This is a genomic window from Salarchaeum sp. III (assembly GCF_036418315.1).
Lineage (GTDB): Archaea > Halobacteriota > Halobacteria > Halobacteriales > Halobacteriaceae > Salarchaeum.
On sequence record NZ_JAZHPG010000018.1, the window covers coordinates 24,723 to 43,144 of the forward strand.

Consider the following 18,422-nt stretch of genomic DNA (forward strand, 5'->3'; position numbering starts at 1 on the left):
CCTACCAGGTGCCGTGGAAGGTGTCGAACTCCAGTTCGTCGAGCGGCTTGTTCCCGACCGCAATCTCGTACTCGCCGGGCGTGAGCATCGGCTTGTGGAAGCGCGGCCCGTCGTCGGTCGTGATGCGCGGACAGCCCGTGTTCACGAACGCGTCCATGTCGAAGTTCATCAGCCTATCCGGCGTGACCTCGTCCATCGTGATGAGGTAAGCGTTGTCGTTTTCCTCCACGATCTGGTTCGCCTGGTCCCAGCGCCCCTGTCCGATTTTCGTGCAGAAGATGACGCCCCACTTCTCGGCGTCCATCGCCTTGTGCACGCTCGCGTACCGCTGCTTCATGAACTGCTCCTGGTCCGCGATGGAGACGGAGTTGTTCACGGGGTCGGCGATGACGACGTTCTTCTCGGGGTGCTCCATCGCGAGCCCGAGCGGGTGGAACTTCCCGCCGCCGACGTACAGCACCTGGTCGGCGTCGATGTCCGCGGAGGCGTAGTTACAGCCGAGGACCTGCCCCTCGTTCGTGAGGCGGTCGTCGCCGCGGCGGGTGTGGACGGTGAAATCGCGCTCCTCGAGCCACGTCCGCATCTCCTCGAACTTGTTCATGTGCTGGGCGGTCGTGACGAGGCCCACGTCGTCCCCGTCGAGTTCGTCGAGGGCTTCCTGCATGATGGGCGTCACGTCCACGTTCGAGAAGAGCGGGACGTAGATGATGTTCTCGGACTCCTTCATCGGGCTGTGACCGAAGTGAACGAACACGTCAGTCCGCCGCATCAGGTACGTGTCGAGGTCGCACGCGCCGTAGCACGGCTTCCCGGACATCATCACGCGAACGTCGTCGGGCAGCGCCTCCCGAAGGTCGTCGGTGACGGCGGGGCCGCGGCGCTTCAGTCCCTCCGGGAACTGGAGGCCGACCTTCTCAGCGCCGCGCTCCTCGACGGCGTCGACGATTCGGTCGAGTTCGTAGTCCCACGTCCGGTCGTGCTTCAGGGAGAGTCCGGTGTTCCGGAGGTCGCCCTCGGTCCGCTCCTGCTGGCTCATTACAGACGGCTATTGGTCCACGCCGTTTAACCCCGACGCTTACGGCGGCGAACCGCAATCAACGAACTCCGCGAAATCCTTGGTGTTGCGTCCCATACCGAGTTCCGAAGCCACCACCCTTTTCCGTGACCCGGCGTTTGTGGCCGGGTATGTCTGGCAATAGCCAGGACGAGCGAGAAGCGATGCCTCGAGACACCAATCACAGCTCTGCGAGCCGCCGGGCGTTCCTCGGCGCGGCCGGCGCGGCCGCGACGACCGGCCTCGCTGGCTGCACTGGGATGCTCGGTGGTGGCGGCGACAGTACAACGACGCTCCGCGTGACCGCGTGGAGCGGGAACTACGGCGAACGCTTCCGTCAGGCCATCAAGCCCATCTTCGAGTCGCGGTTCGACGCGGAACTCGAAGTGAACACGGGCTGGAACAGCCTGCTCGCGAAGATTCAGTCCGCGCCCGCGGACGACCCGCCGTTCGACGTGACGGTCACCTGCGAACCCATCTATTACAACGGCCGGAACGCCGGCCTGTTCGAGGAACTCCGCTACGAGGAGAACATCCCGAACATCGACAACGTCATGCAGCACTACAAGGACATCCGTCCCATCTCGCACGGCGCCCCCGCGGACGGCGCGCCGCTCACCATCCTCTACAACAACAGTCTCGACCAGCCGGTGGAGACGTGGAGCGACTTCACGAGCGAGACCGTGAAGAACTCCGCCGGCGTCGGCGTCGACGGCGGGTTCTGGATTTATCCCCTGCTCGGCGCGGGCGTCGGGACGGACGCCGCGCCGAGCGCGAACGAACTCTACCAGGAGCAGTACCACGAGAACCTCATTAACACCCTCGAAGAGTGGCCCATCACGGGCTGGGCGAACTCCGGGACCGACATCTGGCGGCAGTTCCAGGGCGGCACCATCGACGCCGCGCAGTGGTACTTCGGCCAGGTCTACTACGACATGGAGAGCCACCCGGACGTGTCGTTCTCGATGCCGGACGCGAACGCCGGCTACATGGACAACTGGGCGGTCGTGCGCGGCACGGACAAGCGCACGCTCGGCGAGGAGTTCATCAACATGCTCCTCGACCCCGAAGTCCAGAGCAAGTGGTCCGAGAACCACCCGCTGTTCTTCACGACCGAGGACATGTCGTACGCGGGCGACCTCGGCGAGTACCTCCCGAGCACCGCGGAGGAAGCGCAGAACATGGCGCTTCCGCGCTGGGGAGAACTCGCCGACTACTCGGATAAGTTCTCGACCAAAGTCAAAGAGATGAAGACGAACTAAATGGCGTCCGTCACACTCTCCGACCTCCGCAAGGAGTACGGCGACCTCACGGCCGTGGACGGCCTCACCCTCGACGTGGACGACGGCGAGCTCCTCTGCCTGCTCGGCCCGTCGGGCTGCGGGAAGTCCACAACCCTCCGGATGCTCGGCGGCCTCGAAACGCCGACGGACGGCGACGTGCACATCGGCGGCGAGCCGGTGACCGACCAGCCGCCCTACGAGCGGAACACGTCGATGGTGTTCCAGTCGTGGGCGCTCTTCCCGCACAAGGACGTGCTGGAGAACGTCGCGTTCGGCCTGAAAATGGACGGCGTGAGTAGCGACGAGCGCGAGGAGCGCGCCCGCGAGATTCTGGAGGTCGTGGAGATGAGCGACTTCGCGGACCACGACCCGACCGACCTCTCCGGCGGGCAGAAACAGCGCGTCGCGCTCGCTCGCTCGCTCGCCATCGAACCCGACGTACTCCTGCTCGACGAACCGCTCTCGAACCTCGATAAGCGGCTGCGCGAGCAGATGCAGCTCGAGCTCCGGAACATCCACGACGAGGTCGAGACGACGTTCGTTCACGTCACGCACGACCAGAACGAGGCGTTCACGCTCGCCGACAGCATCGCCATCATGAACAACGGCCAGATCGAGCAGGTCGGCGCGCCCCGCGAGGTGTACGACGACCCCGTGAGCCTGTTCATCGAGGAGTTCCTCGGGGACACGAACCTCGTGGACGCCACCGTCGAATCCGTCACCGCGGACGGCGTCGTCGCGGACACCGCGTTCGACGCCGATATCGAGGTGCCGACGGGCGACGCCGCGGTCTCGGAGGGCGACGCGCTCACGCTCTCCTTCCGGCCGGAAGAACTGGACGTGACGCCCGCGACCGCCGCGGACGGCGGCAGCACGGTTTCAGCGAACTCGACGACCGCGCTGTCGGGCGACATCACTGACGTGCTCTACCGGGGGTCCTCGGTCCGGTTCTACGTCGACATCGCGGGCGAGAGCTTGTTCTTCGAGCAGAGCGTCGGCTCGGACACCGCGTTCGAGGTCGGGGACACCGTCGACGTGTCCTGGGACTCGAGCGACCTCCTCGCGTTCGCGGGCGACGGCGAGCGCGTGGGCCGAGGTGGTGAGTAGTGTCGGAGTCCGAGTCCATGTTCGCGTGGCTCGGTCGCCGCATCAAGAGCCGGGACACCGAGAGCGTCCTGCTCGTCGCGCCGCTCGCCGCGTTCGAGCTCGTGTTCTTCGTCGTTCCCTTCCTCATCCTCGTTCGGATGAGCCTGAACGAGAGCGCGCAGGCCGGACCCTACCAGTCGGGATTCACGCTCGACGCCTACCGGTCCGTCCTGGATTCCGGACTCTACCACGACCTCGTGTTCTTCTCGTTCAAACTCGGCGTCATCGCCACCACGGTCGCCGTCCTGCTCGCGCTGTTCTACGCGTACGCCGCCTACCGCGCGACGGGGTTCCGGAAGTCGCTCCTGCTGTTCTCCATCATCCTCCCGCTCCTCACAACGCTCGTCGTGAAGACGTACGCGTGGCGGCCGCTCCTCGCGCCGAACGGCGTCCTGAACAACGTGCTGATGAGTATCGGACTCATCGGGTCGCCGATTCAGTTCGCGCCCGGAATGTTCGGAACCGTCGTCGGCCAGGTCTACATCGTCTTCCCGTACGCGGTGCTCGCCATCTACAGCGTGCTGTCGACGATGGACTGGGACACCGTCGAGGCGGCGCGCGACCTCGGCGCGTCGCGTCCGCGGTCGTTCCTCGAGGTCGTCGTCCCCGAGGCGCTCCCCGGTATCGCGGTCGCGACAGTCGTGTCGTTCGCGTGGAGCGTCGGCGCGTACGCCGCCCCGAGCCAGCTCGGGTCCGGCCAACAGACGACGTTCGCGATGGAGATTGAGAGCCTGATGCTCACGGCGTTCGACTGGCCGACCGGCGCGGCGTTCAGCCTCCTGATGCTCGGCGGAATGCTCGTCGTGTCGCTCGCCGTGATGCGTCTGTTCACCGGCTCTATCGGGGGTGTGCAGGATGTCTAGGGTGTCCCGCGAGCGCGTGGAAGACGTGCTCTTCCGCGCGGGCTACTGGCTGCTGTTCGCGGTCATCATGCTCCCCATCCTGGTCGTGTTCGTCACGTCCTTCCAGCAGGGCGAGTACCTCACGTTCCCGCCGAGCGAGTACAGCCTGCGCTGGTACGGGGAGTTCTTCGCGAGCGAGGAGTGGCTGAGCGCGGTCGTGGACAGCGCCGTCATCGGCATCGGAGCGTCCGTGCTCGCGACCGTGCTCGGCGTCACGGGGTCGCTCGCCGTGCAGCGCTCCGACTCCGTGCTCACTCGCGTGCTCCCGCCGATAATCCTCCTGCCGCTCCTGCTGCCGCCGGTGGTTATCGGGCTGACGCTCCTCATCTACGTCAACCGCATCGGGTTCACGAGCGCGTACCTCAACATCGTCGTCGCGCACACCCTGTGGGCGACGCCGCTCGTGTTCTTCGTGATGCAGTCCGTGTTCGCGCGCTTCGACTGGGACCTCCGCGACGCCGGCATGGACCTGGGCGCGCGCCCCTCCCGGGTGTTCTATCACGTCGTGCTGCCGAACGTCCGGAGCGGCGTCATCATCTCCGCCGTCATCGCGTTCATCGTCAGCCTTCAGGAGTTCATCATGGCGCTCTTCCTGAAGAGCTACTACGTGAAGACGGTGCCCGTGCTCGCGTGGACGTCGCTCGAATCCTCGCTCACGCCGATGGTGAGCGTCGTCTCCGCGTTCCTCGTTCTCGCCTCTATCGCCGGCGTGCTCATCGCTGCGGCGGTGATGAACATGGACTGGCTCGCGAAACAGCTCTAGACGGCGTTCTCCGCGAGCGCCTCCACGGCGCGCCGCACTCGTTCTGACGCCGCTTGCGTCGACACGCCGAGCTCGGACGCGATGTCGGACAGCGTCGCCTCCCGTGGCACGCCGAAGTAGCCGCAGTCGAGCGCGACCCGCAGCGCCTCGCGCTGAGCGTCCGTGAGGGCGTCCGGGGCGTCGGTGTCGATACCTTCGTAGAGCCGCCGCAGGGAGAACGCGATGTCGTTGCTCGCGCACTGTTCCCGGAAGTCGGCGAGCGTGTCCCGGTCGGGAAACCGCATCTCCACGCGCCAGCCGGACGGCGCGCCGTAGAGACCGACGAGTGCCGCGCCCAAATCGACGTACGACGGGTAGAGCACGGTGTCGTGGTGTTCACTGATCTGGACGCGGTAGAGCCGGCGGTCGTCGAGGTCGTCGAGGAGGACGGCGTTCGAGACGGATTGGTCGGCGTGCAGTGCGTCGTCGAACTCGTTGAGCGCGCCGTCGTCGGCGTCGTTGGTCGGGGTCGCCCAGAAGAAGATGAGTGGGCGTTCGGGGTCGGTTCCGACTTCGTGCTGGACGTTCACGTCGATATCGGGGACGGCGCTGCGGGCGTGATAGAGGACGAGGTCCGGGCCGGTCAGCCGGAACTCGGCGATGAGGCTCATCGTCCCCTCAACGGTCGGACGGGTGATAGTTCCTCCGAGTTTCCCGAACGCTTAGGGCGGTTCCGAGACACCCACGCGGTATGGAGAGCGACTGGGGCGACTGGCTGCCGACGGCGGTCGCGGCCGCCGACCCGGACACCGTCGCCGTCTGGTATCTCGGCTGTAACGGCTTCGTGCTCAAGGGACGCGAGGGAACCACGGTCTACGTGGACCCCTACGTGGGGACGGGTGACCCGCCGCGGACGGTGCGGATGATTCCCGTTCCGTTCGACCCCGCGGACGTGGCGGACGCGGACGCGGTGCTGGCGACCCACGAGCACACCGACCACGTGCACGGGGAGACGCAGGGACCGATTCTCGCGAACGCCGAAGCGACGTTCTACGGCCCGGGCGCGAGCGTCGCCGTGACACAGGAGGAGAACTGGCAGGCCGCCTACGACCTCGGCACCGACCAGTTCCAGACCGTCTCCGAGGGCGAGTCGTTCGAACTCGGCGAGTTCACGGTGCACGTCGAGTACGCGCACGACCCGGACGCAACCGACCCCGTCTCGTACGTGTTCGAGCACGAGTCTGGTATCTTCTTCCACGGCGGCGACACCAAGCCCGACGAGGGCCTGGAGCGCGTCGGCCGCGAGTACGACATCGACCTGGGCGCGCTCGCGTTCGGGTCGCCCGGCACGATTCCGGACAAGGAGACCCGCGAACCCAAATACACGAAGTGGTACAGCGACGAGGCCGAGGTCGCGGAGGCCGCGCGCCAGCTCGACCTCGACCGCTTGCTGCCGACGCACTGGGACATGTGGAAGGGCCTCACCGCGAACCCCGAGGCGTTGCGGCCGCACGTCCGGAGTTTCGACGCGCCGAACCGCCTCGAACTCGTGGAAATCGGGGACCGGGTGGACCTGTGAGGGTCGTCGAAGCCACCTCGGAGGCGGCGCGAGCGGACGCGTTCAGCGTGCGCCGCGAGGTGTTCGTTGAGGAGCAGGGCGTCCCCGAGGACTTGGAGTGGGACGAGCACGACGAGGCCGAGAAGACTCGACACTTCGTCGCGTACGACGACACCGAGACGCCCGTGGGGGCCGCGCGGCTCCGCCCGAAGGACGCGGACGCGGAGACGGGGAAGGTGGAGCGCGTCGCGACGCTGAAGGAACGCCGCGAGGAAGGCATCGGGCGGGCGCTCATGGACGAACTGGAGGACGCGGCGCGCGGGGAGTACGACCGCCTCGTTCTGCACGCGCAGACGCACGCGGAGTCGTTCTACCTCCACCTCGGGTACGAGACGACGAGCGACGTGTTCGACGAGGCGGGTATCCCGCACGTGGAGATGGAGAAGCGTCTGAACCGCAATCAGTAAACCGACGCGACCGCTTCCTTCTGGTGATGAGTGAGACCGTCCACGTTGCCGTGCCGCGGAAGGGCCGCCCGCTGGAAGCCGTTCTCGACCGGCTGGCGGGCCATCCCGACGCGACCGGTGACGCCGCGGCGGTCGCGGACGACGTGTCGAACGTCCTCCGGTACGAGAAGGCGGTGACGAAAGACAAGCAGGACGCGGCGGCGGGCGTGTACGACCGGCTCGCGGAATATTCGACGCCCGGTGACGCCCGCGCTCCCGACTTCACTCTGCTGCGGGACGACCGCGCGGGCTTCCCGCGCCGGGTCGTCTTCGACAGCGTCACCATCGACCTCGGGGACGTGGACGTGCACCTCGTCGGCCGCGAGGAGCCGTTCCGCGCGCTCCGCACGCACGAGTTCGCGCTCGGGTTCGACAGCGCCGACCTCGTCCTCGAAGAGGTAGTCGGGCTCGAACCCGACCCCCTCACGTCGCTCGCGGACGTGAACGACCGCATCGACCCGCACGACACGGACGTGCGTGTCGTCACCGGCCTCGGGGACACGGTCTACCACACGCTGCTCGCGACCCACGAGGCCGTGGCGTCGGGGCCGACGGACGCGCTCGACCGCGAGTTCGTCGCGAACTACGAGGGGCCGTTCTGTATCAGTCCGCGCTACGAGCGTCTCGTCGAGGCCGTGCTCGGCACGCGCGCCGCGGAGGGCCTGGACTTCGTGTACCCCGAGCCCGGTGTCGAGGAGGAGGCCGCCATCGCGGACGCCGGTATCGGCGCGTACCTCACGGTCACGGGGTCGACGGCGCGCGAACACGGCCTCGAACTCGGTGAACGCCTGTTCCCGAGCGAGACCGTGCTCATGGAGAACGCGTGCGAGGCGGACAGCGCGGCCATCGAACGCGTGCGGGACGCACTCGGGCGCGCCGTCGAGGAGACGGCGCTCGCGATGAACTAGCTTTTCCCCCTCGCCGCCCGAGACCGCGTATGTTCGAGTACACGCGCACGGTGGACGTGCGCTATCAGGACTTCGACACGGTCGGCGTCGCGAACAACGCGACGTTCGCCACGCTCGTCGAGGAGGGACGACGCTACTATCTCGAAGCGTATCTGGGCATCAGTCTGGACGACTCCCGTGTCGTGCTCGCGCATCTGGAGTTCGACTTCGAGCGGCCAGTGACGGAGCCGACGAGCGTGGACGTGTCCGTCCGCACGGAGGACGTGGGCACGTCGAGTTTCACGCTCGCGTACGAGGTGACGCAGAACGAGGAGCGAATCGCGACCGCTGAGTCGACGCAGGTGACGATAGACGACGCGGGGCGGCCGCGCGACCTCCCCGATGCGTGGCGGGCCGCGCTCGAATAGGCTACTGGACGGCGAGTTCGTCGGCGCGTTCGGCGGCGAGGTTCGCGAGTTCCTCGGGGGTGAGGTCGGAGCGGTCGGCGAGCACGCGCGTCAACATCCCGAGTTGGTCGACGGCGGCGTGGTGGAGGTCGCGGCCCTCCACGGTGCTTCCGAAGTAGAACTCGGGCGCGCCGTCCTCGTGGAGCAGTCCGAGGTAGATGGAGTCGAGATTCTCGGCGTCCAGCGCCGACTTCGCTTGCGCGCGCACGTCCTCGAACTCTGTGTCGTCGCTCATGGCGTCGTCTCGGGGTTCCGCGGTGAAAAACCCCGCCGTCCCGGCGAGCGACAGGTCGCGTCTGCAGGACCGACACGGGGAGGGATACGGGGAGTGTCGATGCGTGTATGACGACACTTCGGTACGCCTCGCCGGCCGACGCGTCCGCGGTCGCCGCCGTGCAGACCGCGTCCGCGCGGGCGTTCGGCCCCGGGCACTACACGGACGACGAGCTGGACCGGTGGGCGCGCGAACGCGACCCCGACGCGTACGACTTCGACGACGGCGTGCACGTCGTCGCGGAGCGCGACGGCGCCGTCGTGGGCTGGGGCTGGGTGCGGCCCGAGCGCTGCGAGGTGAGCGCCGTCTGCGTCCATCCCGACCACGCGCGCGACGAACTCGGGACGCGCCTGCTGGAACGACTGGAATCCGAGGCGGCGGACGCGGGCTGTGCGGCGCTCTCGCTGTGGGCGTCCCTCCCCAGCGTGGGGTTCTACGACGCGAACGGCTACGAGCGCGTGCGTCGCGTCACCCTCGAGTCGGGGTCGGTGTCGCTTCCGCACGTGGTGATGCGGAAGCACGGCGTCCCGCTCGAGAGCGTGGACGCGGGCGCGGAGAGCGCGGCGCGCACGGAGTGCGTCGAGGAGTAGGTTACCGAAGCCGTCACCTACTTCCCGCGGACTGAACAAGCGGTCAGTATGCCAGTCTCGCCTGCTGAGTCTTTACTGTGGCACGTCGACGGAGGGGTCGCCTGATGGGCGTCTTCGACACCGACCGCCGCATCATCGTCCTCGCGCTCGCGCGGATGGCCGACTCCATCGGGAACTCCTTCCTCATCGTCGTCCTCCCGCTCTACATCGAACACCTCGTCGGGGGCGGCGAGTCGGGAGTGTTCGTCGAACTGTTCGGCCTCTCGACCACGCTCTCGCTCGGCCTCGCGACCGGTATCGTGCTCTCCCTGTTCGGTTTCCTCAACAGCTTCGCACAGCCCTTTACGGGCCGGTGGAGCGACCGACTCGGGAAGCGTAAGATATTCATCATCGCCGGGCTCGCCATTCTCACCGTAACGAACCTCTCGTACGTCCTCGCGGGCAGCTACTTCAGCCTGTTCGGCATTCGCGCGCTCCAGGGTATCGGCGTCGCGTTCACCGTGCCGGCGACCATCGCACTCGTGAACGAACTCTCCTCCGCACAGAGCCGCGGGGAGAGCATGGGCGTGTTCAACACGTTCCGCCTGCTCGGGTTCGGCCTGGGCCCCATCGCGGCCGGGACGTTCGTCCACCTCTACGGGTACAACGCCGCGTTCGCGTTCGCGGCCGGCGCGGCGCTGGTCGCGACGGTTCTCGTGTACACGCTCGTCGAGGACTCGGAGGACACGGAGGCGAGCGCGGGCGAAGACCTCTCCATCGAGGTCTTGAACTCCGGGAACCGCGGCGTGCTCGACCCCGTGTTCACGCTCGGCCTCGCGTCGCTCTTCATGGCCATCGGCATCGCCCTCCTGGCGGCCATCGAGACGCACGTGAACGCCCGCCTCGATCAGGGGAGTTTCCTGTTCGGCGTTGAGTTCGCGGCGTTCGTCCTCGCGCAAGTCCTCGTGCAGGTACCTGTCGGGCGGCTGAGCGACAGGTACGGCCGCCGGCCGTTCATCCTGCTCGGCCTCGTCATCCTCGCGCCCGCGACGCTGGCCCAGGGGTTCGTCACGACGCCCGCGCAAATGATAACCGCGCGGTTCGTGCAGGGCGTCGCCGGTGCGATGGTGTTCGCGCCAGGGTTCGCGCTCGCGGGCGACCTCGCGCGCCACGGTGACTCCGGAACGAAGCTCAGCGTCCTCACGATGAGTTTCGGTCTCGGAACGGCTATCGGCCCGCTCGCGGCGGGCGCGCTCTACACTATCGATTACGCGGCGCCGTTCGTGTTCGGCGGCGTGCTCGCGTTGGTCGGGTTGGTGCTCGTGTACACGCAGGTCGCGGAGACCGTCGACCCCGACGCGGGACGCGTTGAAGGTGCTTCGCCGCAGGACTAGAGGGTGTACTCGTCTATTTTGGAGCCGGCGACGCGATAGCTGACGTACCCGCAGATGCCGACGAGTACGGCGGTGAGGAGCGTTCCGAGCGCTTGCACGAGGCTGGCGGCGAGGCCGAGTCGGTCGGCGAGCGTGTCCGCGACCGCGGGCACCTGCGTGGCGAGGCCGGGTGCGGCGACGACGAGCAGGACGAGCGAGTAGATTCCGAACGCGATGAGGCTCGGCGCGACGACGCGACGGCTCCGGGAGATGCGGACGCCCTCGAAGCGCGGGAACAGCGCGCCGACGCCGGTCGCGAGCATACACGCACCGACGAGCAGGGCGGCGGTGGAGACGACGAGCAGGCCGACCTGAACGGGGTCGAAGGGGACGAGGACGGCTGCGGCGACGGCGATCGGGAGGACGACGGACGCGCCGGCGAGCGCACCCGCGGCGACGAGACCGCGCGCGAGCGACCGGCCTGGCACGCCGCTCGTCAGGGTGACGGGGAGCATCGCGCCCTCGTCGCCGAGCGGGTTGAGCGCGAATCCCGCGCCGGCCGCCCACGCGCCGTAGACGGCGAAGATGGCGGGGAGCGTCGCGGGCACCTCTCCGGTCTGGACGGCCTGCGTGACGGGCGTGAGCAGGACGAACGCGGGGTAGATGACGAACACGAGTTTGATGGGGGCGCGGCGGGCGCGCGTCCAGGCGGTGCGCGCCACCCACGCGGCGGGTCGTCCGACGACGCGCTCCAGGGGGCCGGCGGAGACGGAGGTTTCCTCGCGTTCGACGCGTGACTCGGTGTGGGCCTCGTCGACGTACCAGGCGGCGCCCGCGCCGCGGACGGCGGCCGCGAGTAGGACGGGAATCGCGACGACGGCGACCGCGAGGCCGACGGTAGCGTCCGTCAGGGAGGCGGAGTCGATGACGGCGAACGGGAGCAGGCCGACCCAGCCGAGCGGGGTCGCGCCGACCGCGTCGAGGAGGGGCATGAAGAACGAGGCGTCCTGTGAGACGCCGACGACGTAGATGTATGCGAGGAAGACGGCGACGCCGAGCGGCGTCTTGTACTTTGAGAGTCGCTCGCTCGCGGTGAACGCGTAGCGGAGCGCGTAGCCGAGCGCGTGCCCGGTGACCGTGCCGAGCAGGCCGAGCGCCGTCGCGACGACCAGGATGGACGCGCCAAGGGCGGGCGAGTTGGCGCCGATGGCGAGTGCGACGGATACGCAGAGCGTGGGGAGCGCGGCGTACGCGGCGACGCCGACGAGTTCGGCGAACAGGAGGCCGAGGACGGCGTCCCTGTAGGGGATGGTGGTGAGCATTCCGGCTTCGTGGTCGAGTTCGCCCTGTTCGCCGACGATGCGGATTCCGGTCAGGCCGGTGGACGCGAGGAAGAGTGCGGCGGCGGCGAGCGGGCCGTACTGGACGACGTCGGCGTCGACGGTCCCCGAGAGGGATTCACCGATGTTGAACGCGCCGACGGCGGCCGCGATGCTGAACACGACGAGGAAGAGGCCCGCAACGGCGAGCGCGCCGCCCTGGAGGCGGCTTCGGAAGAGCACGCGGATGCGGCGCTTCGTTTCGACGCGCGCGAACAGGAGGGCGTGACCGACGTTCGGGGTTTTCACGTGCCGTCTACCTCCGTGGTGACTTCGAGGAAGACGTCTTCGAGGCTCTGCTGTTCGCCGGTCTCTGCGCGTTTCTTGAGGGCTTCGGGGCCGCCTTCGGCGACGAGGTCGCCCTTGAACAGGACGCCGACAGTGTCCGCGAGTTCGTCGACGACGGAGAGGATGTGACTGGAGAGGAACACCGTGGTTTCGTCCTCGGCGAGGTCGGCGATGGTGTCGCGGACGGTGCGGGCGGCGCGCGGGTCGAGGCCCGATGTGGGTTCGTCGAGGAACACGACTTCCGGGTCGTGGAGGAGCGCCTGCACGATGCCGGCTTTCTGCTTCATTCCCTTCGAGTACGCGCTGATGCGTTTGTCCGCGTCGTCAGCCAATCCGAATCGTTCGAGGAGGGAGTCGATGCGCTCGGTGGCGTCCGCGGGCGGGAGGTCGCGGAGGCCGGCGATGTACTCTAGTTGTTCGCGGCCGGTGAGTTCGTCGAACAGTGGCGGTTCCTCCGGGAGGTAGCCGATTCGTTTCACGAGCGCGTCCCGGTCTTCGATGGACGCGCCGGCGACGGAGGCGGTGCCGTGCGTCGGTTTCGTGAGCGTCGTCAGCATCCGCATCGTCGTGGTCTTCCCGGCGCCGTTCGGTCCGAGGAACCCGTAGACGGTGCCCTGCGGGATGGAGAGGTCGAGTCCGTCGACGGCGGTCTCGTCGCCGTAGCGCTTGGTGAGGCCGGCTGCCTCGATAGCGGGGGTAGGCATACCCGGGTGTCGTTGGCCCGGTGAGGAATAAGTTCCGGGAGCTACACGTCGAGTTCGTTCGCGAACCAGGACTCCAGGGACTCCGTGAGCACGGACGCGAACCGCGAGTTCGCGCTCCACATCGCGGTCTCGGTCGCGCCGTCGTGCACGCCGAGCACGATGGTGTCGCCGTCGACGAGCGTGACGCGACTCGACGGCGGCGCTGGCTCCATCGGGGTGGCGAGGCCGCTGGTTTCGAGACCAACGTCGGACGCGGCGGCGATGACGTCGGCGTCCTCGCTCACGACCTGCACGGCGACGCCGCGGTCGTCGGCCTCGACGAGCGCGTTCCGGACGGAATCCGGGAAGAACGCCGTGAGTCCGGTGCCGAACAGTACGCGGTCGTCGGCGTCCTCGATGATTTCGACGATGCGGTCGGTGACGGCGTCCGTGCCGGTGACGGTCCAGATGGCCTCGTGGCCGTCCTCGCTGTCCGCGAGGTCGCCCTGTACGGACTCGATGTAGTCGAACGCGCGGTCGCGGTCGGTCTCGAAGCGCTCCCGGAGGTGGTCGCGCGCCGCATCGAGCGACACCGGCCGGTAGCGCCGCGGCGTCGTCTGCTGGACTTCGAGGAGTCCGGCGTGTTCGAGGTCCTCGGCGGCGCCGTACACTTGCGACCGCGGGACGTCCGCGACCTCGGCGACATCGCTCGCCGTACCCGTGCCGAGGCGTTGGAGCGCCACGAACACGCGGGCTTCGTACGTCGAAAGCCCCAATCGGGCGAGGGCGTCGACCGCGTCCGACTTGTTCATTCTTCCTGGGTCAGCCACTGTTCGTGGATGCGTTCGTACTGCTCGGGCGACAGCGCACCTGCCTCCAGTTGCTGGGCGGCGAGCGCGAGGTCCTGCTGGCTGACTTCGCCCTCGCTGACGATGCGTTCGAACACGTCGCTGACGACGGTGACGAACCCGTCGCCCTCGATGCTCGCCGCGCCGCTGGGGGTGCGGAGTTCGCCGTCGAAGCAAACGGTCTCGTTGTCGTGTGCGTCGTCGGGAACCGTGACGGTGTACTCGACGCGTGCGGGCGTCGGGTTGTCCGTCTCCCAGACGGCGTAGAGCGTGCCGTCGTGGACCGTGGCGCTGAGCGGTTCGGGGTCCACGTGGTCGAGGGAGGCGACGGGTGCGTCCTCGCGGAGGAGGGCACGCCCGGACAGCTCGGGGATGTGGAGGACGACGGTGGCGTCGCCGCCGGGCTGGACGAACCGGGGTGAGGCCTCGCGGGTCGGCGCGTCGACCGCGCCCTCACCGACATCAGCTACGGAGTCGGAACCGGCGCCGCCGTTGCCGTCGTCGTCCTCGAACTCGTCGCCGCCGAGCGGGTTCGTGTACCGCGTCCAGACGACGAGGAGGCTCGGGAGCACGAGCACGGCCGCGAGGAACGCGTAGATGATGGTCATGCCCGTGATGATGCCGAACTGCTGGAGCGGCGGGAGCACGGCGAAGACGAGCACGCCGAACCCGCCGACGGTGGTCGCGGCGCTCCCGAGGAGCGCGCCGCCGGTGCCCTTGAGCGCGACGGTGAGCGCGTCGAACGCGTTCTCGCGGCGTTCGAGCTCCTGGTTGTACCGTTCGCTCAAGTGGATGCTGTACGCGACCCCCAGTCCGACCGTGAGGCTCGTGATCATCCCCGTGAGGACGTTGAACGGGATGCCCGCGAGGTACATCGTCCCGAGAATCCACGCGACGCTGAAGACCACGGGGAGGAGCGTCACGAGGCCGAGCGTGGCGCTGCCCTCGGTGAGCCGGTAGGCCGCCATCAGGAAGACGACGATAGCGACGAGCGTCACGATGAGGCTCTCGATGACGGTTTGGAGGAGCTGGTCCTGCACGATTTTGAACAGGATGCTCTGGCCTGTCGCGGTGGCGGTGAGGCCGCCGCCGTCGACGACTGCCGCGACGGCGCGCATCTGTTCGGTGACCTCGCCGCCGGACGCGCCGCCCTGAATGGAGACGACCATCCGGAGCGCCTCGTACTCGCCATCGGACTGTGCGATGACGCCGCCGGCCTGGTCGGGCGCGACGGCGAACAGCGTGTCGTAGACGCCCGCGATGTTCCGGTCGGGGACGCCGTTCCCGTCAGTGTCGGCGGCGGTGTACGTCTCGTCGAACGTCTCGTTCTGCGCCGCGACCTGCTCCATCACCGTGAGCGGGCTGGTGATAGCGGCTTCGTCGCCTGAGAGCGTGACGGTCACGTTCTTCTCACCGGCGGCCTGCTGGGCGTCGTAGAGGCGTTCGAGCGTATTATCGCTCGCTACGCCATCCTCTATCAGTATTTGTGCTTGCGAGTCCTGGCGGAGGAAGTTGTCGTTGACGTACTGGAGGTTCTTCTTCGCCGTGTAGTCGTGGGGTGCGAACGGCTCCGGGAGGTCCTCCATCCACGCCGGCGGGTCCTCCGCGATGAAGTCGGTCTGACTGAACGAGGTGTCGACCTGCGTCGCGCCGTACGCGCCGCCCGCGCTGAGGAGGACGGCGAGCAGGATGACGAGCCACGGCGACTTCTTCGCCGCGGTGCTGCCGACGGTGAGCGCCTTTCCGAGGCGGCCGCCGCCCGTCCCGAACGCGCGCTTCTTCCGGTCGAATCCTTTGGATTCGAGGAACTCGTCGAGTTCGACCTTCAGCGCGGGAATCAGCACGCCGAACACGAGGAGCGCGGCGGTGATGCCCACGGAGCTGACGATACCGAAGTCCTGAATCGGCGGGAGGGGGCTGACGAGGTTCGAGAGGAACCCGATGACCGTCGTCGCAGTCACCCAGATGAGGGCGATGCCGACGCCGGCGAGCGCGACCCGCATCGACCCGCGCGGTCCTTCCTCGACGGCCTCGCGCTCCTCGCGGTGCCGCATGAAGATGTGTATCGCGTAGTCGATACTCAGTCCGATGAGCAGCACGGGCACCGCGATGAAGATCTGGTTGAAGTCGATGTTCGTCCAGCCCATGAAGCCGAACGTCCACACGAGTACCGCGACGATGCCGACGAGGCCGAGCGCGATGTCGAGGAGGTCGCGGTACGCGATGATGAGCGTGATGAGGACGAAGATGAGCGCGAGCGGTCCGACGATGAGCACGCTGTCCGTCATGGACTGCGTGATTTCGTCGGCGATGATACCGCCGCCGAACACCATGTACGTGTTCCCGTCACTCCGGGAGGTCGCGATGTCCTGCATCGCGGTCTGGGTGTCGACGAGCCGGTTGCTCGCGGACCCCATCTCGCTGTCGCTTTGTGCGGTCTGCGTGACGACGATCATCGTCGCGTCGGCGGACGCGCTCCCGGTCTCGTAGTCCGTCGGCATGAGCGCGAGTACGCCGCCACCGCTGCCGCCGTTCCCGTTCCCGAGGACGGTGGTGACGAGGGATTCGACCTCGCTCGCGTTCATCGACTCCAGCTGGGATTTCTGTTCGGCTAGCGTGGGGGAGTCGGCGTTCTGGAGGGCGTTCGCGCGTTCCTGGAGGTCGGCGTACTCGTTCGCGAGCACGCTCTGCGTACCGAGCGTGTACGCCTCCTGAGTCGCCTCCTCACTGGAGGCGTTCCGGAGCTGTTGGGCCGCGGTTTCGAACGTCGCGTAGTCCGTGTCGTTCAGGTCGACGGAGGTGCTCGCACGCACGTCAGAGAACGCGGCTTCGACGGACGCGTTCGGGTTCTGGCGGAGTTCCGTAAGCGCGCCGCGGAGCGTCGCCGCGGTCTCGTTCACGGTTTGGCGGCGCTGTTCGAGGTCGGCCGCTTCCTCCTGGCGGATGGCGGTCGTCGCGACGGCGTTCGCCACGCCCGTCGTCGGCGAGTCGTTCACCAGCGAGGGCGCGACGGTCTCGTTCTCCCTGAGGTCTTGTTGGAGGTCGAGGCCCGCGAGGAGTTGGTCTTTCGCGAGGACGTCGTCCCCGCGCATGATTATCTGGACTGTCGTCGTGTTCTGGTCGCCGGTCTGGAAGTTGTCCTGAATGTAGTCGAGTTTCTGGGACTCCGTCGTGTCGCTCTGGAACTGGCTGAGCGACGACGACTGCTCGACCATCGGCGCACCGGCGCCGACGACGACCGTCAACAGCACCATGATTGCTATCGCTGCCTTGCTGTGGTCGGTGACGGCGGTGACGAGGCGGTCGAACCGACTCACCCAACCACCACCGTTGTCAGTAGGAAGGTACTCACAGGTGTATCTCGTTCGTATCGAATGGCGTTCGGTACATAGCCTTTCTGGAACCGACACGTCCGCCCGCGGGGTGTGAACCTATCTGTCACGCGACCGAAGGACGAGCCATGAGCGAGTGGACGCCGTCTGAAATGGAGTCACAGGCCGGGACGACTGTCGTCGTCACCGGCGCGAACAGCGGCATCGGGTTCGAGGCAGCGAGCGCGTTCGCCGCCGCGGGCGCGCACGTCGTCATGGCCTGCCGGAGCACCGACCGCGGCCGGGACGCGAAACGCGAGATAGAATCCGAGTACCCGGGCGCGTCCCTCACCCTCCGCGAACTCGACCTCGCCGACCTCGACTCGGTTCGAGAGTTCGCGGACTGGTATCGTGCGGAGTACGACGCGCTGCACGTCCTCGCGAACAACGCGGGCGTGATGGCGATACCGCGCTCGGAGACCGCGGACGGCTTCGAGACCCAGTTCGGCGTGAACCACATCGGCCACTTCGCACTCACCGCCCGCCTCCTTCCCGTCCTCCGACAGACGAACGACGAATCGCGCGTCGTCACTCAGTCGAGCGGCGTGCACGAACGCGGCCGCATCGACTTCGACGACCTCCAGAGCGAGGACGAGTACGACAAGTGGGCCGCGTACGCGCAGTCGAAGCTCGCGAACGTCCTGTTCGCGTACGAACTCGACCGCCGCCTCCGCACGGCGGGCGCGAGCGTCACCAGTGTCGCCTGCCATCCAGGATACGCGGCGACCAACCTCCAGCTCCGCGGGCCCGAGGCCGAGGGGAGTCGTCTCCGCACGCTCGCGATGAAAGCCGCGAACGTAGTGGTCGCGCAGAGCGCCGAACGGGGCGCGTGGCCGCTCCTCTACGCCGCCACAAACCCGGATATCGACGGCGGCGAGTACATCGGTCCGACGGGACTGTTCAATATGCGCGGCCACCCCGGCCGACAGGAGTCGAGCGAACGCAGCCACGACGACGACACCGCACGCCGTCTCTGGGGGGTGTCCGAGGACCTCACCGGCGTCACGTTTGCCCTTCCCGAATCCGGCGTGAACGAAGACGCCAAGTAGCGGCAGTGGGGCGGTTCACTGGGTTTCGTCGGCGGATGGCGGG

At 67.7% G+C, this 18,422-nt stretch carries 18 protein-coding genes; 11 read left to right on the plus strand and 7 right to left on the minus strand.

Features of this window, described 5'->3' with window-relative positions; all coding sequences use genetic code 11:
• Window position 1: 1 nt before the first annotated feature.
• Window positions 2-1,036 (minus strand): diphthamide biosynthesis enzyme Dph2, encoded by a 1,035-nt coding sequence (dph2, locus tag U3A55_RS03195; RefSeq protein ID WP_330990085.1) that lies wholly within the window; start codon window positions 1,034-1,036, stop codon window positions 2-4.
• Between the two features lie 149 nt (window positions 1,037-1,185).
• On the opposite strand from dph2, the gene U3A55_RS03200 reads away from it, so the two are divergent.
• Genes U3A55_RS03200 through U3A55_RS03215 form a run of 4 tightly spaced genes read left to right on the plus strand, consistent with a single transcriptional unit; the run spans window position 1,186 to window position 5,148 of the window.
• On the plus strand, window positions 1,186-2,316 hold the full coding sequence (locus U3A55_RS03200) for an ABC transporter substrate-binding protein (protein ID WP_330990086.1): 1,131 nt from the start codon (window positions 1,186-1,188) through the stop codon (window positions 2,314-2,316).
• Window positions 2,317-3,444, plus strand: coding sequence for an ABC transporter ATP-binding protein (locus U3A55_RS03205; protein WP_330990087.1), 1,128 nt, complete (start codon window positions 2,317-2,319; stop codon window positions 3,442-3,444).
• A 17-nt stretch (window positions 3,445-3,461) separates the two neighbouring features.
• On the plus strand, window positions 3,462-4,346 hold the full coding sequence (locus U3A55_RS03210; RefSeq protein ID WP_442978259.1) for an ABC transporter permease: 885 nt from the start codon (window positions 3,462-3,464) through the stop codon (window positions 4,344-4,346).
• Window position 4,347: 1 nt separating this feature from the next.
• Entirely contained in the window at window positions 4,348-5,148 is an 801-nt protein-coding gene (locus U3A55_RS03215; RefSeq protein WP_442978260.1) for an ABC transporter permease, read from the plus strand.
• Here U3A55_RS03215 and U3A55_RS03220 read toward each other — a convergent pair.
• On the minus strand, window positions 5,145-5,798 hold the full coding sequence (locus U3A55_RS03220) for a helix-turn-helix domain-containing protein (protein ID WP_330990090.1): 654 nt from the start codon (window positions 5,796-5,798) through the stop codon (window positions 5,145-5,147). The genes U3A55_RS03215 and U3A55_RS03220 overlap by 4 nt on opposite strands.
• 80 nt (window positions 5,799-5,878) lie before the next feature.
• Between U3A55_RS03220 and U3A55_RS03225 the strand changes: the two genes are divergently transcribed.
• From U3A55_RS03225 to U3A55_RS03240, 4 genes are read left to right on the plus strand one after another with little or no spacing between them, the layout of a single operon-like run.
• A complete protein-coding gene (locus tag U3A55_RS03225; protein WP_330990091.1) occupies window positions 5,879-6,706 on the plus strand; it encodes an MBL fold metallo-hydrolase in 828 nt (275 codons plus the stop codon).
• Complete coding sequence (locus U3A55_RS03230) at window positions 6,703-7,152, plus strand: GNAT family N-acetyltransferase (protein ID WP_330990092.1); 450 nt, start codon at window positions 6,703-6,705, stop codon at window positions 7,150-7,152. Before U3A55_RS03225 ends, U3A55_RS03230 begins: the two co-directional genes overlap by 4 nt.
• A 26-nt stretch (window positions 7,153-7,178) precedes the next feature.
• Window positions 7,179-8,099, plus strand: a complete 921-nt coding sequence (locus U3A55_RS03235; RefSeq protein ID WP_330990093.1) for a hypothetical protein — start codon at window positions 7,179-7,181, stop codon at window positions 8,097-8,099.
• Between the two features lie 29 nt (window positions 8,100-8,128).
• On the plus strand, window positions 8,129-8,506 hold the full coding sequence (locus tag U3A55_RS03240) for an acyl-CoA thioesterase (protein ID WP_330990094.1): 378 nt from the start codon (window positions 8,129-8,131) through the stop codon (window positions 8,504-8,506).
• A 1-nt stretch (window position 8,507) separates the two neighbouring features.
• Here the strand turns inward: U3A55_RS03240 and U3A55_RS03245 are convergent, their stop codons facing one another.
• Entirely contained in the window at window positions 8,508-8,780 is a 273-nt protein-coding gene (locus U3A55_RS03245) for a hypothetical protein (protein WP_330990095.1), read from the minus strand.
• 107 nt (window positions 8,781-8,887) lie between these two features.
• Between U3A55_RS03245 and U3A55_RS03250 the strand changes: the two genes are divergently transcribed.
• Both U3A55_RS03250 and U3A55_RS03255 read left to right on the plus strand, forming a co-directional pair.
• Window positions 8,888-9,409, plus strand: coding sequence for a GNAT family N-acetyltransferase (locus tag U3A55_RS03250; RefSeq protein WP_330990096.1), 522 nt, complete (start codon window positions 8,888-8,890; stop codon window positions 9,407-9,409).
• A gap of 104 nt (window positions 9,410-9,513) precedes the next feature.
• The gene (locus tag U3A55_RS03255) at window positions 9,514-10,782 is read left to right on the plus strand and encodes an MFS transporter (RefSeq protein ID WP_330990097.1); all 1,269 of its coding nucleotides are present in this window, start codon (window positions 9,514-9,516) and stop codon (window positions 10,780-10,782) included.
• Here U3A55_RS03255 and U3A55_RS03260 read toward each other — a convergent pair.
• Genes U3A55_RS03260 through U3A55_RS03275 form a run of 4 tightly spaced genes read right to left on the minus strand, consistent with a single transcriptional unit; the run spans window position 10,779 to window position 17,276 of the window.
• Window positions 10,779-12,389, minus strand: coding sequence for a hypothetical protein (locus U3A55_RS03260; protein WP_330990098.1), 1,611 nt, complete (start codon window positions 12,387-12,389; stop codon window positions 10,779-10,781). The genes U3A55_RS03255 and U3A55_RS03260 overlap by 4 nt on opposite strands.
• A complete protein-coding gene (locus U3A55_RS03265; protein ID WP_330990099.1) occupies window positions 12,386-13,132 on the minus strand; it encodes an ABC transporter ATP-binding protein in 747 nt (248 codons plus the stop codon). The genes U3A55_RS03260 and U3A55_RS03265 overlap by 4 nt, the downstream gene beginning before the upstream one ends.
• Window positions 13,133-13,173: 41 nt before the next feature.
• Window positions 13,174-13,923 carry a TrmB family transcriptional regulator gene (locus U3A55_RS03270; protein WP_330990100.1) on the minus strand — a complete coding sequence of 250 codons (750 nt, stop codon included), beginning with the start codon at window positions 13,921-13,923 and terminating at the stop codon, window positions 13,174-13,176.
• The gene (locus U3A55_RS03275) at window positions 13,920-17,276 is read right to left on the minus strand and encodes an efflux RND transporter permease subunit (RefSeq protein WP_330990101.1); all 3,357 of its coding nucleotides are present in this window, start codon (window positions 17,274-17,276) and stop codon (window positions 13,920-13,922) included. The genes U3A55_RS03270 and U3A55_RS03275 overlap by 4 nt, the downstream gene beginning before the upstream one ends.
• Window positions 17,277-17,419: 143 nt before the next feature.
• Between U3A55_RS03275 and U3A55_RS03280 the strand changes: the two genes are divergently transcribed.
• Complete coding sequence (locus U3A55_RS03280) at window positions 17,420-18,379, plus strand: oxidoreductase (RefSeq protein ID WP_330990102.1); 960 nt, start codon at window positions 17,420-17,422, stop codon at window positions 18,377-18,379.
• The last annotated feature ends 43 nt before the right edge of the window (window positions 18,380-18,422 follow it).